General features: G+C 44.7%; 11 protein-coding genes and 1 pseudogene. 2 read left to right on the top strand and 10 right to left on the bottom strand.

All coding sequences use genetic code 11. The annotated features are described in order from the left end of the window. Window positions 1–86 precede the first annotated feature (86 nt). Window positions 87–2447 (top strand): annotated as a pseudogene (tssM, locus tag R7127_RS01830) (type VI secretion system membrane subunit TssM); the annotation flags it as partial. Window positions 2448–2478: 31 nt separating this feature from the next. Continuing rightward, window positions 2479–2931, top strand: coding sequence for an Lrp/AsnC family transcriptional regulator (locus R7127_RS01835; protein ID WP_005373369.1), 453 nt, complete (start codon window positions 2479–2481; stop codon window positions 2929–2931). A 54-nt stretch (window positions 2932–2985) separates the two neighbouring features. On the opposite strand, the gene tssG is transcribed toward R7127_RS01835, so the two are convergent. The 10 genes from tssG to R7127_RS01885 form a co-directional block, all read right to left on the bottom strand. Then, window positions 2986–3984, bottom strand: coding sequence for a type VI secretion system baseplate subunit TssG (gene tssG / locus R7127_RS01840; RefSeq protein WP_005373373.1), 999 nt, complete (start codon window positions 3982–3984; stop codon window positions 2986–2988). Beyond that, window positions 3981–5729 carry a type VI secretion system baseplate subunit TssF gene (gene tssF, locus R7127_RS01845; RefSeq protein WP_053307566.1) on the bottom strand — a complete coding sequence of 583 codons (1749 nt, stop codon included), beginning with the start codon at window positions 5727–5729 and terminating at the stop codon, window positions 3981–3983. Before tssF ends, tssG begins: the two co-directional genes overlap by 4 nt. A gap of 10 nt (window positions 5730–5739) precedes the next feature. Further along, window positions 5740–6150 carry a type VI secretion system baseplate subunit TssE gene (gene tssE / locus R7127_RS01850; protein WP_005373376.1) on the bottom strand — a complete coding sequence of 137 codons (411 nt, stop codon included), beginning with the start codon at window positions 6148–6150 and terminating at the stop codon, window positions 5740–5742. Between the two features lie 61 nt (window positions 6151–6211). After that, window positions 6212–7687, bottom strand: coding sequence for a type VI secretion system contractile sheath large subunit (gene tssC, locus R7127_RS01855; RefSeq protein ID WP_005373378.1), 1476 nt, complete (start codon window positions 7685–7687; stop codon window positions 6212–6214). A gap of 8 nt (window positions 7688–7695) precedes the next feature. Continuing rightward, window positions 7696–8202, bottom strand: a complete 507-nt coding sequence (gene tssB, locus R7127_RS01860; RefSeq protein WP_005373381.1) for a type VI secretion system contractile sheath small subunit — start codon at window positions 8200–8202, stop codon at window positions 7696–7698. A gap of 26 nt (window positions 8203–8228) precedes the next feature. Next, the gene (gene tssA, locus R7127_RS01865; protein WP_033906408.1) at window positions 8229–9803 is read right to left on the bottom strand and encodes a type VI secretion system protein TssA; all 1575 of its coding nucleotides are present in this window, start codon (window positions 9801–9803) and stop codon (window positions 8229–8231) included. Beyond that, entirely contained in the window at window positions 9790–11790 is a 2001-nt protein-coding gene (locus R7127_RS01870) for a serine/threonine protein kinase (protein ID WP_318142725.1), read from the bottom strand. Before R7127_RS01870 ends, tssA begins: the two co-directional genes overlap by 14 nt. 237 nt (window positions 11791–12027) lie before the next feature. Further along, window positions 12028–12972: a hypothetical protein gene (locus R7127_RS01875; RefSeq protein ID WP_033906406.1), complete on the bottom strand. Its 945-nt coding sequence runs from the start codon at window positions 12970–12972 to the stop codon at window positions 12028–12030. Then, window positions 12965–13957, bottom strand: a complete 993-nt coding sequence (locus R7127_RS01880) for a DUF2169 domain-containing protein (protein ID WP_053307562.1) — start codon at window positions 13955–13957, stop codon at window positions 12965–12967. Before R7127_RS01880 ends, R7127_RS01875 begins: the two co-directional genes overlap by 8 nt. Then, the gene (locus tag R7127_RS01885) at window positions 13938–15257 is read right to left on the bottom strand and encodes a hypothetical protein (protein ID WP_064376246.1); all 1320 of its coding nucleotides are present in this window, start codon (window positions 15255–15257) and stop codon (window positions 13938–13940) included. Before R7127_RS01885 ends, R7127_RS01880 begins: the two co-directional genes overlap by 20 nt. Window positions 15258–15298 lie beyond the last annotated feature (41 nt).

Here is a 15298-nt window from a genome sequence, read left to right on the forward strand (position 1 = left end):
TTAGGCATGAGGCTACGACGATTGATGGGCGTAGCCGCTCAGATCGTAGTTTCTTGATTTAGTTCCATCGAATTACGCAACAAAGCCATTTACTTGCAAAAAGTTGTAGTAATTACTTCAACTTACCTATTATCGCGTCAGAGCATACTCAGTTAACAGAAACGCCTTATTTCTCTCGCTTTCTGATTGATTCACAAATATTGCCGGAAAGCGACTTTGCGGGCGAAAACAAGACGTATCTTCGTCTAATTCAGAGACAAAGCCGTTTGGCAATACTCGGCTCTATTATCCTGCTTACTGGGGGCAGTTACTTCTTTTTCACGACATTAGACAGTAACTTACACGTGATGAATCAACTCTTGAGTATCGATGACAAATCACAAGTGGAGCAAGATGCAAGATTCAATGAGCTTTTAGCGAAGGCGACGAAAGCAATAGAGCCTTCTTATGGGGCGTGGCTTAAAGGTTCTAAGGCTTTGGATGAAGAGATATTACCACTCAACATTAGCCGTTTGGATCAAAGCACTCGCATCGCTTACGAAGCATTACTTAAGGACGTTGCTCAACAGTTGATACCTCTCATTGAGAAAGGTTACCGTCTACAACTGACACAAAATCAAAACACTTTTACACGCGCTTTACCTCTATTGAAGGGGTATCTAATGCTAAACGATCCAACAAAGCGTGATATCCGTTTTTTGCGTCATCAAACTCTCCAAATGATGAACGATTTGAGCAACCAAAGTGACGTCGTCAATCAGGCGATGCGTTATTTAGACGCTTACTTTCGCACACAGTTTGATCCAATTGATATCAATATGGATCTTGTTCGCGCAACACGTCGCTCATTGCTAGCAAATTCGAATGTTGATCTCGTTTATGCAGGCATTTTAAACGAAGCAAATTCGATTGATTTAGGAACCCTAGATCTGCAACGAGCTGTGGGTTTTGAGTTTAGCAATGTATTCAACACACCAATCGATAGTGAACGCTTGATCGTAGATAAGACCTATACCTCCACTGGTTTTAGCACTTTTTATCGACCACGCGTGGACCTAATGTCACAACAAGTCATCAGTGACAACTGGGTTTTAGGTCTGTCACAACACGTTATTCCTACTAGTGAAGAACAAGAAGCCTTCAAAGAGGAAGTACGTAAAAAATATACTGACGACTACATCAGTAATTGGCGCAATGCGCTGAGTGAACTAAAAGTCCAGAACTATGACAATGTCGGCGATCTAACGAACGCGATAGACTTAATCTCGGGCCCTTCTTCACCAATGACAACCGTACTGAAGCAGGTCTATGCCAACACACAATTTTCACCCGTTGGTGAAAAAAATGCTCTGATTTCAAAGCTAGACCCGAAACTCGTGGCAGCGGCAGACTCCGCATCAGACGTAGTAGAGGAAGTAGTTAAGCCTGATTACTTGTTAATGAAACGTGTTGAACAAGCTTTTCACTTATTAAACCAACTTCAGGTCAGTGAAACACCAAACTCCCCTACTCCTTGGGATGAGACCGTAACAGCGTTAAGCCGTGTTCGCACGTATATGAAAGACATCGCTGATGCACCCGACCCGCAAATGGCGGCGCTAGCGGCAGCTCAGCATCGAATGAACAGCAGTGAAGCTGACCCATTAATAAAACTTAAACAAATTGCCCAAAAATCACCGGAACCCGTTCGTAGCTGGTTGTTAGATGTGGTTCAACAAAGCTGGTCAGTCATGATTAAAGAGTCCGCTAAAGGCATTCAAACCCAATGGTACAGCGAGATTTACACCAAGTTTAAAGAGATAGGGCTAGGACGATACCCATTTGATCTAACAGCGACCGAGGAAATCTCAATTGAAGATTTTGAATTACTGTTTGCTTCAGGTGGCTTGTTAGACACATTTATTCAGAAAAATTTTGCACCGTTCTACGATACCAATTTGTGGACGCCAAAACAGGTGGATGGCGAGACGATGCCAATCTCTCCGGCTCTGTTAGTGCAACTGCGTAACTATAACGTTATTCGAGACACATTAATTAATAAAAGCACTAACCGCGTTCATATTCCGTTTAGTGCAAGAGTACTCGATCTTGATTCTAGTGCGATTAGAGCGAGCTTAAAAATTGCAGATACCAATATAAGTTACTACCACGGTCCAAGCCGCATTCGTGAAATGGCATGGCCACCGCAAAATGGTGACTTCAATATTAGTATCACACTCCAGGATGTAACCGATGAAGGCAGACAGCACGTTTTAAATAAGAGTGGTCAATGGGCGATATACAGATTGCTAGGTGACTCGACCTTGACAAACACTCATAACGGCAGCTTTGTCAGTGACATAAAAGTGTCAGGGAGGGACTTGAGCTTACGCATCACTCCGTTGACACAGAAAAACCCATTCACTCTTGCTGAGCTGTATAACTTTACGCTCCCAGAGTCGATTTAATAACAATATAAAAACAAAATAGGCAGAACACATGATTTCAAACATGACTTTACAAGGTTTAGATAAATTGGATCGAAAAATACTTTCAAGTCTATTGTCGAATGGGCGAGAGTCGATTGCGAATCTATCCCGAAACATTGGTTTGTCTCGAACAGCAGTAGCAGAAAGAATTAATCGTTTAGAAAAGACCGGTATTATCAAAGGCTATACCGCACAGATTCGTGTAGAAAATGAAGGGCGAAAAGCCGCTAGTTATCTACTGATCTCTTGTGAAAAGGGTAAGAAGAATGATGTAACGAATGCACTTAAAGAAATTCCTGAGGTTCGCTTAACGAGCGTTGTTGGTGGCAACTTTGATATTATTGCCCTAATTGAAGCGCCCGACCTGCAGTCTATTCATCATCTTTGTAATGAAATTGAATCATTTAACGGCATTCAAAGGCTTGATACTACCGTTGTACTGCATCAGCCGATCAGTCGTTAAGCTTTTCTGACCTCTTCGAGGAAAACATAAAGGGCCGCTCGTTGAGCGGCTTTCTTATATGCTTCCGATAAGTCGAATTTTGGCGTCTTTATCACCTGGGTTACCAAGCCAGAACGTTTGACCTAGTTGGTTCCCTTCTCCATTACCCAGTTTGTTTTCTGGAATACTGTCTAGGTTAACTGTCAACTTTAGGTCCCACGACATTGGGTCACGCAGAATAAAGCGCATCAAGCCCACCAGCGTCTTATGTAACTCACCATCGTAGGAAAACTGCTTAAACGTTTCAAAATCAATGTTGTCGATACACAAGTTAAACTTGCCGTTCAAATCCGCAATGCTTTGTCCCAAGTGTAAGCTTTGCCCCAATACACAATTGGAACGATTGAGTTTGTTACGCTGGCTTTCTGCAATCTCGACCCGCCGATAAACCCATTCTTCGATTCGCACATTCGGCAGTGAAAAGTAGTGCGAAACAATACCGGAAATAAGCTTGGGTGAACGTGTACGCGTAGATAACTGGTTCACGTAAGACAGAACTTTCGCTCGATCTAACTCCGCGACTTCACAATCTTGCATAACGCTAGAAAGACCAGCCAAATGCAGTATGCGCCCAGAAAACGCATCGCTCGCCCCGCTTTTGTACTGCACGTGATATCGGTATTTCTTCCAAACACGATACAGTAAGCTTGTATAGCGGTTGTGGAAAAAGTCGAAGAAATCCTTCACTGGGTTATCATCGGGATCACGACCGACGAGTTTCTCAGTGTAAGACGCAGGTAGGGGCGAGCTTGAACCATGCAAGCCAAGAAAGTTCGTCTCAATACGTGAATATTGCTGTCCGTTTCTTTCCATATGAGTAATAAAGTCCATATCACTCTTTGGAAAGCACAGGTTTGGCGACACGCTGAACTCAATTCGCTCTTGGTGAAAGTATTTGTTCTCGCCCACGGCAACAAAATTTGAGTTTGGCTCCAGCTGGTAGTGTTTCTCTAACAGCAACACCGCTTGGTAGAAACTAAACTCATTCGACTTATCAGAAAGTGTGTTAATCATAGTATCGTCTGCTGCCCGATTAGGCTTGCCCAGTTGTAAACCTCGCCCGTCGCTTCATCGAACACCTCTAGTTCGGTAAAGGAGTTCACACTCGAATATAAACGGATAAATTCATTCAATACCGTGGCCATAAGGAACATATCGCCTTCATTTACGAAGAACTTAGAGTCCGTCACGAGCTTGAATTGGTTACCACGCACAGATACACCACGAAATACGCGATCGATTGGTTTCATCTCTGAAGAAATAATGCCATCAAGTCGATGAATCGACGCGCGGTGGGCTTGTCTATCGACTCGAGAGTGGAAGTCGTAAGTCGAGAGCAACACTTTCAACACATCGATATTGGCCAAAGACAAGTAGTTGAGCGACATGTTGGCAATCAACTGCCATTGAAGTTCACCATTAACCTGAGGACTTACTGACTGTGTTGGCTTAGTAATGTTTTTAAACGTCGCATACGTTGGCGATTTGTGCGTCGCGTACGTGATGTCCCCTACTGACAGGCGCTCCGCTAAGTCCGCGTTACTGCATTGCAGTTTCATCAATACGGTTTCAGTCCCTAAATCCGCGATGTCGCCATTGTGAGTATGGAATGAGATATAGCGCTCTAACCCTCTTCCGCTTACTCGCTCGCCCACTTTGGATTTGTAGAACTCTCGCTTATCACGCTGGTTGATTTGGTGCTCAAACGATTCAAATTCAATCAGTGGTTTTCGGCGACGCTCGTCTTTACTCCAGCTCTCCACTTGCTCAATGGAATAAACCTCGTAATGCTCTTGAATGTTACTTTGTGGACGCACCTTGTACTCGTTTCGTCGATGCTCTAAACGGATTGGATCGCCGTCTTTTTCAAACAAGTTAACGGCAGGTGTGCAGTGCAACCTTAAGTGTTTATCTTTAAGCACCACCTCTGAAGGCAAAGCACGCTTAAAGTGGAATTTGATTTTGACCGTACTGCGCTGTGGAATGCCTTTTAGCCACTCTAAGCCTTTAATGTCGAAGAACATGAACTTATCTGGCAAAGAGAAGAATTCTTGCAGCAAACGGTAGCCTGCAAAGGAATTTTTGCTGTAAGGCAACAGCGCCTCGTCCTCTTCATGCCCGACTGGCTTAACGTATTCTGGCCCTAAACGATGTTTGTAGCCGCCACCAACATCCAACTCGACGTGATCTAGATAACGGAACAGCCATAAGAAGACAGTGCGAGTAATATGAATCTCACCATGCAGGTGCAAACGCAACGTATCTAAACCGATACGAGACAGTTCCAGGCCATGCTCCGTCGATAACGTCACATCAATCATCGAACTGGTGCGGCTGTTAGTTTGTTCGATGTTAGTAATCGTAACTGGGTATAGATTGACGTCATAACAAGTACGGAACAAACACTGCGTGCCTTCTACCTGTTCGCTGGCCATTTCCGCACCACGTTTCACCACGGTTTTCTCAGTAACACTTCCGGTATGCGGTTTTAGTTCGCTAATGCACAAAGACGGAATCGAACGCATGTAATGTGGCCACAGCAAAGTCATCAGAGATTGCGTTAGCTCAGGAAGTTCATCGTCAATCTTTTCGCGGATGCGTCCGGTCAAAAAAGCAAAACCTTCCAGCAGTCGTTCGACATCTGGATCAAAAGTTCCTTCAGAGAGAAAGTGAGTTAACTTCGGATGATATTTGGCAAACTCACTACCCGACTCGCGTAAATACGTGAGTTCATCTTGAAAGTATTTACTGTTACTCAAGTGGCACCTACTAAACGTTAAATTGGCCGTCGGTTCCCATGTAGACATCGATCGACATTGGGACTTTACCGCCGTTATGGGAAACTTCGCCGCGAATACCAAAGCCGAGTTGTAATGGGTTATGGTGGTCTTCACGGTAGTGAACCTCGACATTCAGCAGTCGGGGCTCAAAGCGTTCTATGGTTGACGTGATGTTTTTTTGAATATGGCGAACGAGGTTCGTGTTGTTAGAAAGTACGTCGTTAAAATCTGGCAGACCATACTCATTGTCGATCATTGCGTTGCCGGAATGCGTATTCAACAAGTCAGCGAGATGCGAGTGAATGGATTCAATCAAATGCTTATGAGACACCACTTTCTCGTAGCAGTTTTTTGGTTCTCCTAGCTCGATCCGCTCTAAAAGACGGTAACCTTTTTCCATATGCGATCCTACGAAAAAAGCAGCCAGTCTTCACTGGCTGCTTGATGGTTTCAGTAATGGGTTATTGGTCTAGCTTACCAACTAGAGACAAGTCGAAGCTTGCGCCCATGTACTTGAAGTGAGGACGTACAGACATCGATACTTTGTACCAGCCTGGATCGCCTTCTACGTCTGATACTTCAACCTTCGCAGCGCGAAGTGGGCGGCGACCACGAACTTCCGCTGGCGGGTTCTCTTGGTCAGAAACGTATTGACGAATCCACTTGTTCAGTTCGATTTCTAGGTCAGAACGCTCTTTCCAAGAACCAATTTGCTCACGCTGTAGCACTTTTATGTAGTGCGCTAAACGGTTGATAATGAACATGTAAGGAAGCTGAGTACCTAGCTTGTAGTTCATCTCGGCTTGTTTGCCTTCCGGCGTGTTCGCAAACACTTTTGGTTTTTGAACAGAGTTTGCAGAGAAGAACGCCGCATTGTCAGAACCTTTACGCATGGTTAGCGCAATGAAACCTTCTTCTGCTAGCTCATACTCACGACGGTCAGAAACCAGGATCTCGGTTGGGATCTTAGTCTCGATTTGACCCATAGCTTCAAAGTTGTAAACCGGTAGATCTTGTACAGTACCACCGCTTTGAGGACCAATAATATTCGGACACCAACGGTACTTAGCAAATGATTCACTGATCTTAGACGCCATCGCGTACGCTGAGTTGCCCCATAGGTAGTTATCATGGCTGTCTGTTACTTGCTCATCGTAGTCAAACGCCTTGATTGGGTTATCTTCAACAGAGTAAGGTGTACGTAGCATAAAGCGAGACGTACATAGACCTAGGTAGCGCGCATCTTCGTGCTCACGCAGACCACGCCATTTCGCGTACTGTGGACCTTCGAATACAGACTTCAGATCTTTTAGGTTTGGCAGCTCTTCGTAGCTGTCTAGACCAAAGAATTTAGCCGATGCCGACGTGATGAATGGTGCGTGAGACATTGCACCTACGTTAGCCATGTATTCCATCAATTTGATGTCAGGCGACGAAGCTGACATAGCGTAATCACAAATGACGGCGCCAACAGGTTTACCACCGAACTGGCCGTATTCACGTGTGTAGATTTGCTTGTACAGGCCAGACTTCACCACCTCTGGAGCGTCTTCGAAGTCATCAAGAACTTCGTCTTTCTTCGCAGAGATCAGTTCAATTTGAATGTTCTCGCGGAAGTCAGTGTGATCAACCAGGTACTTAAGGCCACGCCACGTTGATTCAATCGCTTGAACTTCTTCGTTGTGAAGAATTGCATCAACTTGCTTAGACAATTTTTGGTCGATTTCAGAGATCATCAGATCAACCAGAGATTGGTCGACTTTCTCTGTGTTCGAACTGCTTAGTAGCTCACTGATGAATGCTTCTACGCCGCGTTTTGCAACGTCAAAACCTTCATCACTTGGCTTTAAACGTGTTTCGTTAAGAATGCTATCCAGAAGTGAGCCTGATTCAACTAAGGCTGCTTCTTGTTCTGGCGCTTGTGCTTCTGCAGACATGATATCCCTTACTCTTCTTTCGCGTCTTGGTCGTTGCCAATGCTTAGTTCATCCAACAGTTTCTTTCTCGCTTCTTCATCTTGAAGAACCGATGCGATCTTCTTACGGAACGCAGGCACGTTTCCTAGAGGACCTTTAAGTGCAACCAAGGCTTCGCGAAGCTCAAGTAGGCTGTTTAGTTCAGGTACACTTTTCGCGATCGCTTCAGGAGAGAAGTCCTTCATGTTTTGGAAGGTCAGATCAACACCAATCTGGCCGCCTTCTTCATCAGAAAGACGGTTTTCAACGTTGACTTTAACGTTTGGAGACATGCCCTCTAGCACTTCGTTAAAGTTGTCTTTGTCGATGTTAATTGGAGTACGTTCTTCAATTGGTGTCTCATCTGCACGCGCAGTAAAGTCGCCAACTACCATCATGCTTAGCGGCAGCTCTACGTCTTCTTGCGTATCGCCAGTTGCTGGAACATAACGGATATTAATTCGCTCTTTAGGAGCCACCGAGCCGTCACGTGACATAATTCGTTCCTTATCTAACTCTTTAATTAGTCGTAAATTGCTTTCCACTCTTCATACTTCTCAGGTAGAAGATCCTTGCTTCCAAATAACCGATGGAGTGTTTTTCGAATTAGGTCTTCTAACTGTGACGATAAGTGGGGTTCCCAGCTCGCGAGATTAAACGCTTTTTGTACTTCCCACCCCTTCTCAAGATACGGCAAACACAACGGGTATAATCCAACAGACTGGTAAGCTGCTATCAATTGTAAATACAGCATGAACTGCCCTCGTCCCGAGCTATCCAGCTCAAGTTTGTGGGCAAGCTCTGCGGCACATTCCCCTAGATTTTCTAGAGTGATATCCTCCATTGGCAGCGAGTCTTCCTGCGAAATCACAACCGTTTGAACAACGGGTTGAGAAGTCGAAGAAGTAGTATCTTGAGTCGATAACCAGCTCAAGGTCGCTTCATCTGCAAATGGTATAGAATTCTTAAATGAGAGGTGCTCGATGCCCTCTAGCGATTCAACAAAACGCGTCACTTCTTGTTTCACAGCAAGCGCTGCATCATCAAAGCCCAAGTTATTAAGCATCGAATACACGAAGTAATGGCCCGTCAGCCAAAACGGCGCATCCGTTAATGTGCGCTCCAAACGCTTAATGGTGTCGATGTCGCTTTCTTGTTCAGCTTTATCTCGGTATTCCGCTTGTTGATCGGACGACACTGCCAAGCTCAAAGGCGTTTGATTATTTTGGTGGTCGGGTAGACCATCAATGTCATCCCAAGTCAGATGACGATAAATCCGGTAAGCCAGCGGATCACTTGGGTTCGCATGAAGCATGACTTCCGCAACCTTCTTCAAGGTGCGCTTAGAAGCCGTAGGCGAAGAGAAGTCCGTATCGACATCGACTTCTTTTGCTACCGCTTTCTTAACTGGCGCAGGTTTAGGGGCCGGCGGAACCGCCTTCACCGGTGCGGTTTGCACTTCATTCTGCGCTGGCGTTTCTTCGGCAGCAGACTGCGTAGCTGGTGCAGGCGCCGCTTGTTCAACGTTAACGACTGCATCATCGCTCTGCTCATCAGCCGCCGCTTGTTGAGATAAAACATTGAGTTGAGTGCGAATCTCAAAGAAATCCGCTTCTGAGTCTTGGTAAACCTCGTCGTACTGGCGCTGCACTTCTTCAATAGTCGAAATGCAGTTTGATACCAAATCCCATGACTGAGCGCTTTCCGCTAACTTGCTGCTGACCAGTTTAAACTGATGGTTCAACCATTCGACCGCGCCATCTCGACCCCGCTTTCGCGAAGGATACAATTCAACGCCAAAGCGACTTAACGCCTCACTAAGCAGCTTTAGACCTTGTTCAAAGCCTTGCAGACCAAACTCTTCTGTTAGCGCGCGAACGAGGTAACAAATGGCTTTTAAGTCTTTACTGTGGTGCTCTAGAACTTCAGTCGCGTGCGTTTTTACCACGCTCCAATCTACTGTTTCGCCAAACAAGGAACCGAATTTCTTCACTTCGGACTCCATCATTTCGTAGCAAAACTCGTAACGGGCATCGTTTCCCACTGGAGATTCATCAGAAATAGGATTAAGCAGACGATCGATATCAATGTTGGACAAAATTCACGTCTCCTTCAGTCAAGTAATCTCTCAACGCACGCGCTACCGCAATTGCGCCATTTGCTGGCTTAGATAATCGATGGCTCTGCTCAATCGCATCTGACGCCATGCTATCTAGAATTTTCGTGATTTCTGTAAATTTACTTGGTGCATTCCGTTCTAAATCGGCAAGGGATTCATGTAGCTTTTGTTTGTCGTAAACGGATTGCTCCATCACGGTGCTAAACAAAATAAATTCGCTTCTTGCGACGATTAAATCCTTTATTTTTTTGTCTAGTTCTGGCGTATTACCGAAGTAGGCTTTGGCTAATTCGGCTTCTTCAATTGCTTTGGTGTAAAAGTGCGCCTCTGCATGTTTATCGATGGAGTCATTAATATTTTCCATCACAGCCTTTGGTAAGATTTGGTTGTAGAAATAGGCTTGTGACTGGTTTAACAACCATGTCTCTTTCATTTCATTTTCTGCGAGCTTAGCTTCACCATCTAAAATTAAGCGAGCAATCTGCTTATCTCGACTGCCAGCTATGGCAGATACTTTCATGGAATCGATAGACGCGACATTTAACCCAGACATCACTTTAGTCAACGCCTCATCCGCATATGGAAACAGAGCACCGTCACTAACAAGGGTTTCTCGCAAGGTGACAAGCTCCTTACGTAATTCGACTAATGCCATTGGTAAGCCATCCGCTAACGATTGATACGACGTTAACTGAGCCTGTTTTTCTTCATATAAATTCGAGAGGCTTAACTGCTGAGCTTGATATGCTGTTCGATAAGCTACTGTCATATCAATACTCTGAGTAGCTTGAGACAATTCTTCTTTGATTTTCCATGGAGGCTGAGCCAAAAAAGAAGCCGTTTCAGAGGGCGTAATAACGTGAGTTACAGTAGTGACACCTCGGGAAAAAATGGCATCCAATTGATCTTTATTCTGTTGATACAAATAACTTCCTGCTGTTGCCAGCACACTCAACACTAAGCTCGCCTCTAATATCTTAAAGCGACCATACGCCGTTTTATCATTTGGCTTACAGTGTGTAAGCAGCAAGTCCGCGTTACGCAAGCTACTGAAAATTGGTGCGTTAGAATTTGAGCTAATTGATTGCGTATCGATTCGCGCTAACTGTTGAGCAAAAGAAATAGCGGTATAGCCATGCCCTCTTGGTTTGTTGATGACTTCTTTCAGCAATTTCCAAATATGAGCCGGGATCAAAGCCGGACGCTTTCGATCTTTTAACTGCTTATTCCAAGCATCACCAAATATTGATCCTAAAAATAGGTGTCCAGCGAGCAAAGCGAGAGAGTAAACATCATCTTGCGGTTCCGCGATGCCAGTTTCTATATAAAGAGGGGAAGCGTAGCTCAAGCTTGCTTCTGCGTAAGGTTCTGTCTCTCCAATGTAACGAGCAGCGCCGAAATCAATGAGCTTAACGTAATCGCCTTCACTCACTAATACGTTAGATGGTTTAATATCAAGATGGCAGATACCTCTTGTATGCATAAACTCTAGAGCGCCAGCGAGTTGATACACCAACCAAGCGATGTGGTCGTGGCGGAAGCCTTTAGAAGAATGACGCTCCATTTTTTCTGCCAGTGATTCACCTTGGATCCACTCGTACATCAAATATGGGCGTTCGAATTCGTTGCCGATTTTTACAAAGTTAGCCACGCTAGGGTGTTGAGAAAGCTCCAGCCTGCTCGCTTCGTTAATCAACATTTTGCTCGCAAATTCTGGCGAGTCATCATTGATAACTTTGCAACAGATTTTCTTCTCTGGCTGCCCTTTTTTTGCAAGATGGTAAACCGTTGTCTTACCATTTTTAGAAGGAAGCTTGTCTAATACATCAAACTGTGAAAAAAGCACGTACTCAAGCTTCGGCTTATTTTTTTCTGCTAGCCTTTGCTCATTCAGTTTCTTTTTCTCAATAGCTTTAACAACCAACTGATCGATATATCCTTTGGCTGTACTCTGATTATTAGACACTTAGTACTCTTTCATAGAATAAATATTATTAGAGTTGAATAATATTTTCTTGAACGTACTTGTATCAAGGTTGGTATTTAAAACAAACAGTAAGCCTATTATTTTAGTTATTATTACTAACTTATTAGACCTTTTTACTTACGCTTTCACTGCATGAGTTATACGCTTTTTCGTGTTACAAACTTCAACCTAATAATATGAGTATATTTTCATTGCCATTTGATCGATGAGTGCCCACTAACATTGCAGTAATTGGAGAACTCCTTTGTCACCATGAAAGTCGAACATTAACAATGTAGTTGGTTGCTTAAAGTGGTGCTCTCTGACCGCAAAGGCAATTAAAGCGAGAGAAGAACAACTACCCATTGTGCCCCACAACTCATTGATAAGCTGCGGTTGTTCTGGGTTCGTGAATCGTTCTGCTTTCGCCCCCAGAGCAAAGCCGTAATCTTCCGAATGCATGCGCAGGTTCGTCATATCGGAATACACTTCACCAAATGAATCGAGCTTTTTACTCGCACGTTGAACAAGTCGAAACATGCCTCTTCGGTCTGAAGTGTTTAATTCCGTATCAATGTAGCCAAGCTGCGCTTGAGGCTTAAGTTTCAATGTTTCTACGGTGTTTTTTCGACAAAGAATTAAACCCGCCCCACCCTCGCTCGGAATAACGCCCCATGGATTATTGGTACTCATTACCATCGCATCGTCGATGAGTGTTTGCATCGAACTCACCAAGGAATCGACACTGATACACATCATAGCATCATATTTATCCAATGATTTCATGGCCTGGAGAACGAAACTGGGCCCACTGGCATGAACAGCATTCACCACAGAGAGAAATTCAGCATAGTTACTTTCACCAAGCCATTCTTGCACCTTTACTAGTGAAACAGACGCAGGCACAGCTATAAGCAAAGGTATTGGTCTCAATGAACGTGGTAACTGTGCTAACAATGAATCAAGCAAGTGGGTGATTAACTCACACGTTTTCTCAAACTGCTCACTTTCTTTGGTGTATTCGATTTTGGCGTAAGTAAAACGCTCGATACCATCATCCCCTACACATTGGTCGAATCTTCCTAAATCAGCATACGAAACTGCACTAGCAATATCTAAATTCATACCGGTTGGCGTCATCACTTCCATCCCTAGCACGTAACGGCCTGTTGAATTATGCATGCTCGCTTACCTCTTCCAACTTAGTGATCGATGTCGACACCAACAAATGCTCCTTGCCCTGACAAGGAAACGCAGCCGTGTAACTGATTGATATAGTTTTCTTTTCCGCATCAACGAATAAGGTGTACATCGCCATATCAGCTTGATAACTTTGACCTTTAAACGTCGCGATCGCACGGTATTTTTCTTTAGGAATTCGAAATGAAAGCGTGTCATCATGACAAAAACCACTCATCATCAAACGCTCCCCCCCACGAAGAAAGCCTTTGCACTGTTGATCAATAGGCGCGCTTTGGAAGAACCGCTTATCAAAATCGAGTGGCAACATTGGCTTGCGATTCTCAATCCAATCGTCATCGAACGTGCCGGCCAGCTTCTGGCGCGCCTCAAAGAACGGAGGCACTGGCCCGAACCCCGCAACGCGTAGTTTTTTCGCGGCGGCACTCCAGTCCTCTCGGGGATAAAAAATCGAGGGTACTTTCTGTTCAAGCAATTCTTTGTTGGAATCGGCAACACCACCGCCTATTCGGTTACGTAAATCACCGCCTACCGCGCAAGTGTAATCAATGTCTTTTTCAATAAATGGGACTGGGTTGCTCAGCGTTATACTACCAGCATGCTCAACCCATACTCGCTCCCCGTGAATAGCGAGAGTCTTATCGATATGACCATCAATCAGCACACGACACTCTTGGTATGTCACTGGCTTTTTCGCGTAGCTGCGCGCTTTGCCGTAAACAAGTACATCTGTGTTTTCTTTGGTATACGCGAACTCGTGGTCAACTTTCATCGCAGAGAAGCCTTCTTCGCCCAAATATTGGGGATCATCGAAGATTTCACTTTCACCTAATTCGTGCCAAACCACACCATCGAATTGCCATGTGCGTTTGGCGACTACAACCCAGACTTCATCGCCGTTTTCGTCACGTTGAAAACGACCTTTAAGTGATAGCTCAGGGTGCGCCTCAATATCCCATAACTGCATTGCTATTCCTTAAGTTGAATCGTTCGCTCGCAGAAGGTGCGGCCTTTAAATTGTTGAAGTTCCAGTCTTGTTGATGAATCGGCATTGCCATATCCCAAGGCACGTAGGCTCTGGATTGAATACAGAGTTGACGCCATAGCCAATCTCGGAACAGCACATCAACGTTAGCATCTTGCATCGCAGCTAACGTAGACTCGAAGCTCAATGCGTAACCCAAGCGGCTTGGTAGATTTTGGATGTATTTTTCATCTTCCACCCACTCATTGAGCAGATCGACGATCTCTTCCCATTCATACTCGACACCAACATCTTGCGGAGTCAGAGGAAGAAGCTTTCCGTAGACGACATACAAGGCTTGAAGCCAAATTTCACCTTCAGCTTCCTCCAGACTTTCCAAGTGCTCGATGATTTGGGGCACCAGTTTCCAATTACCACCCAGCGCAAAATCAACAGGTGCTAATGAAGAAGAGATATCAAACGCCTCAAACTCTTTTAACTCAAGTAACTTGGCATAAGTGAGCACTTGCGCTGATGGTAATCCATTTGGTTCGATGCCAAAGCACTGACGGAACCAAGTGCCTCTGTCACGTTTGGTAATCAAACGTTCAAATAGATATTGTTCGCTGCCTGCATTGTCATTGAGCCAATCAATCCCCTCTTTCACGTCTTGTAAAGCGAGCAGTGGCAAAGCAACATGAGAGCTAATGATGCTGGCTTTGTGCCAGCGCTTGATGAGAGAAACACTTAATGTTTGACGTACACGTAAGCATTCAAAGTAAAACGCACTGGATGTCGCATTACCCTCAATAAGCTCCGAAAGCGTGCTATCCATAGATTCAACCGGAGATTGTACGGCAATGACCATTGCGGTTTTAGCGTCAATATCTTCGAGTAAACTCAATCCGCACAAAAGGTTATCCAACTCTGAGCCCAACTCGCCCTGTAGCATCAGCCAGCTGTAGATTTCTGGCTCCTGGCCTCTTAACTGATGAATCAACCCCGGTGCTAGCCGATAAAACGACAAGTACACCTGCTTCAGTTCTTCAATTTGGCGTTCGATCAGCTTGAGATACGCCAACTCACTACTTGGATAACCCCTTTTGTGAATTTGAACTCGCTGCCTGATTAAAAAACCGATACTTTCAGAAGCAATGGACAGCTTTTCATTACAGAAATCCAGCCATGTTACTGGCAACTGGGAAAGGTCATTCACAGCGCGATCAGCTTTTGCTAACGCGCCTTCGACTTCTTGATTGGTTATGGGTGCCTTTAGGTGCTCGACACCGATTCTTTGTCGCATCTAGTTATCCGTTATTAGCGTGCCATAACGCGATTGCAATT

Origin of the sequence: Vibrio sp. 1159, from assembly GCF_033340395.1 — a bacterium.
In the GTDB taxonomy this organism is placed as follows: domain Bacteria; phylum Pseudomonadota; class Gammaproteobacteria; order Enterobacterales; family Vibrionaceae; genus Vibrio; species Vibrio alginolyticus.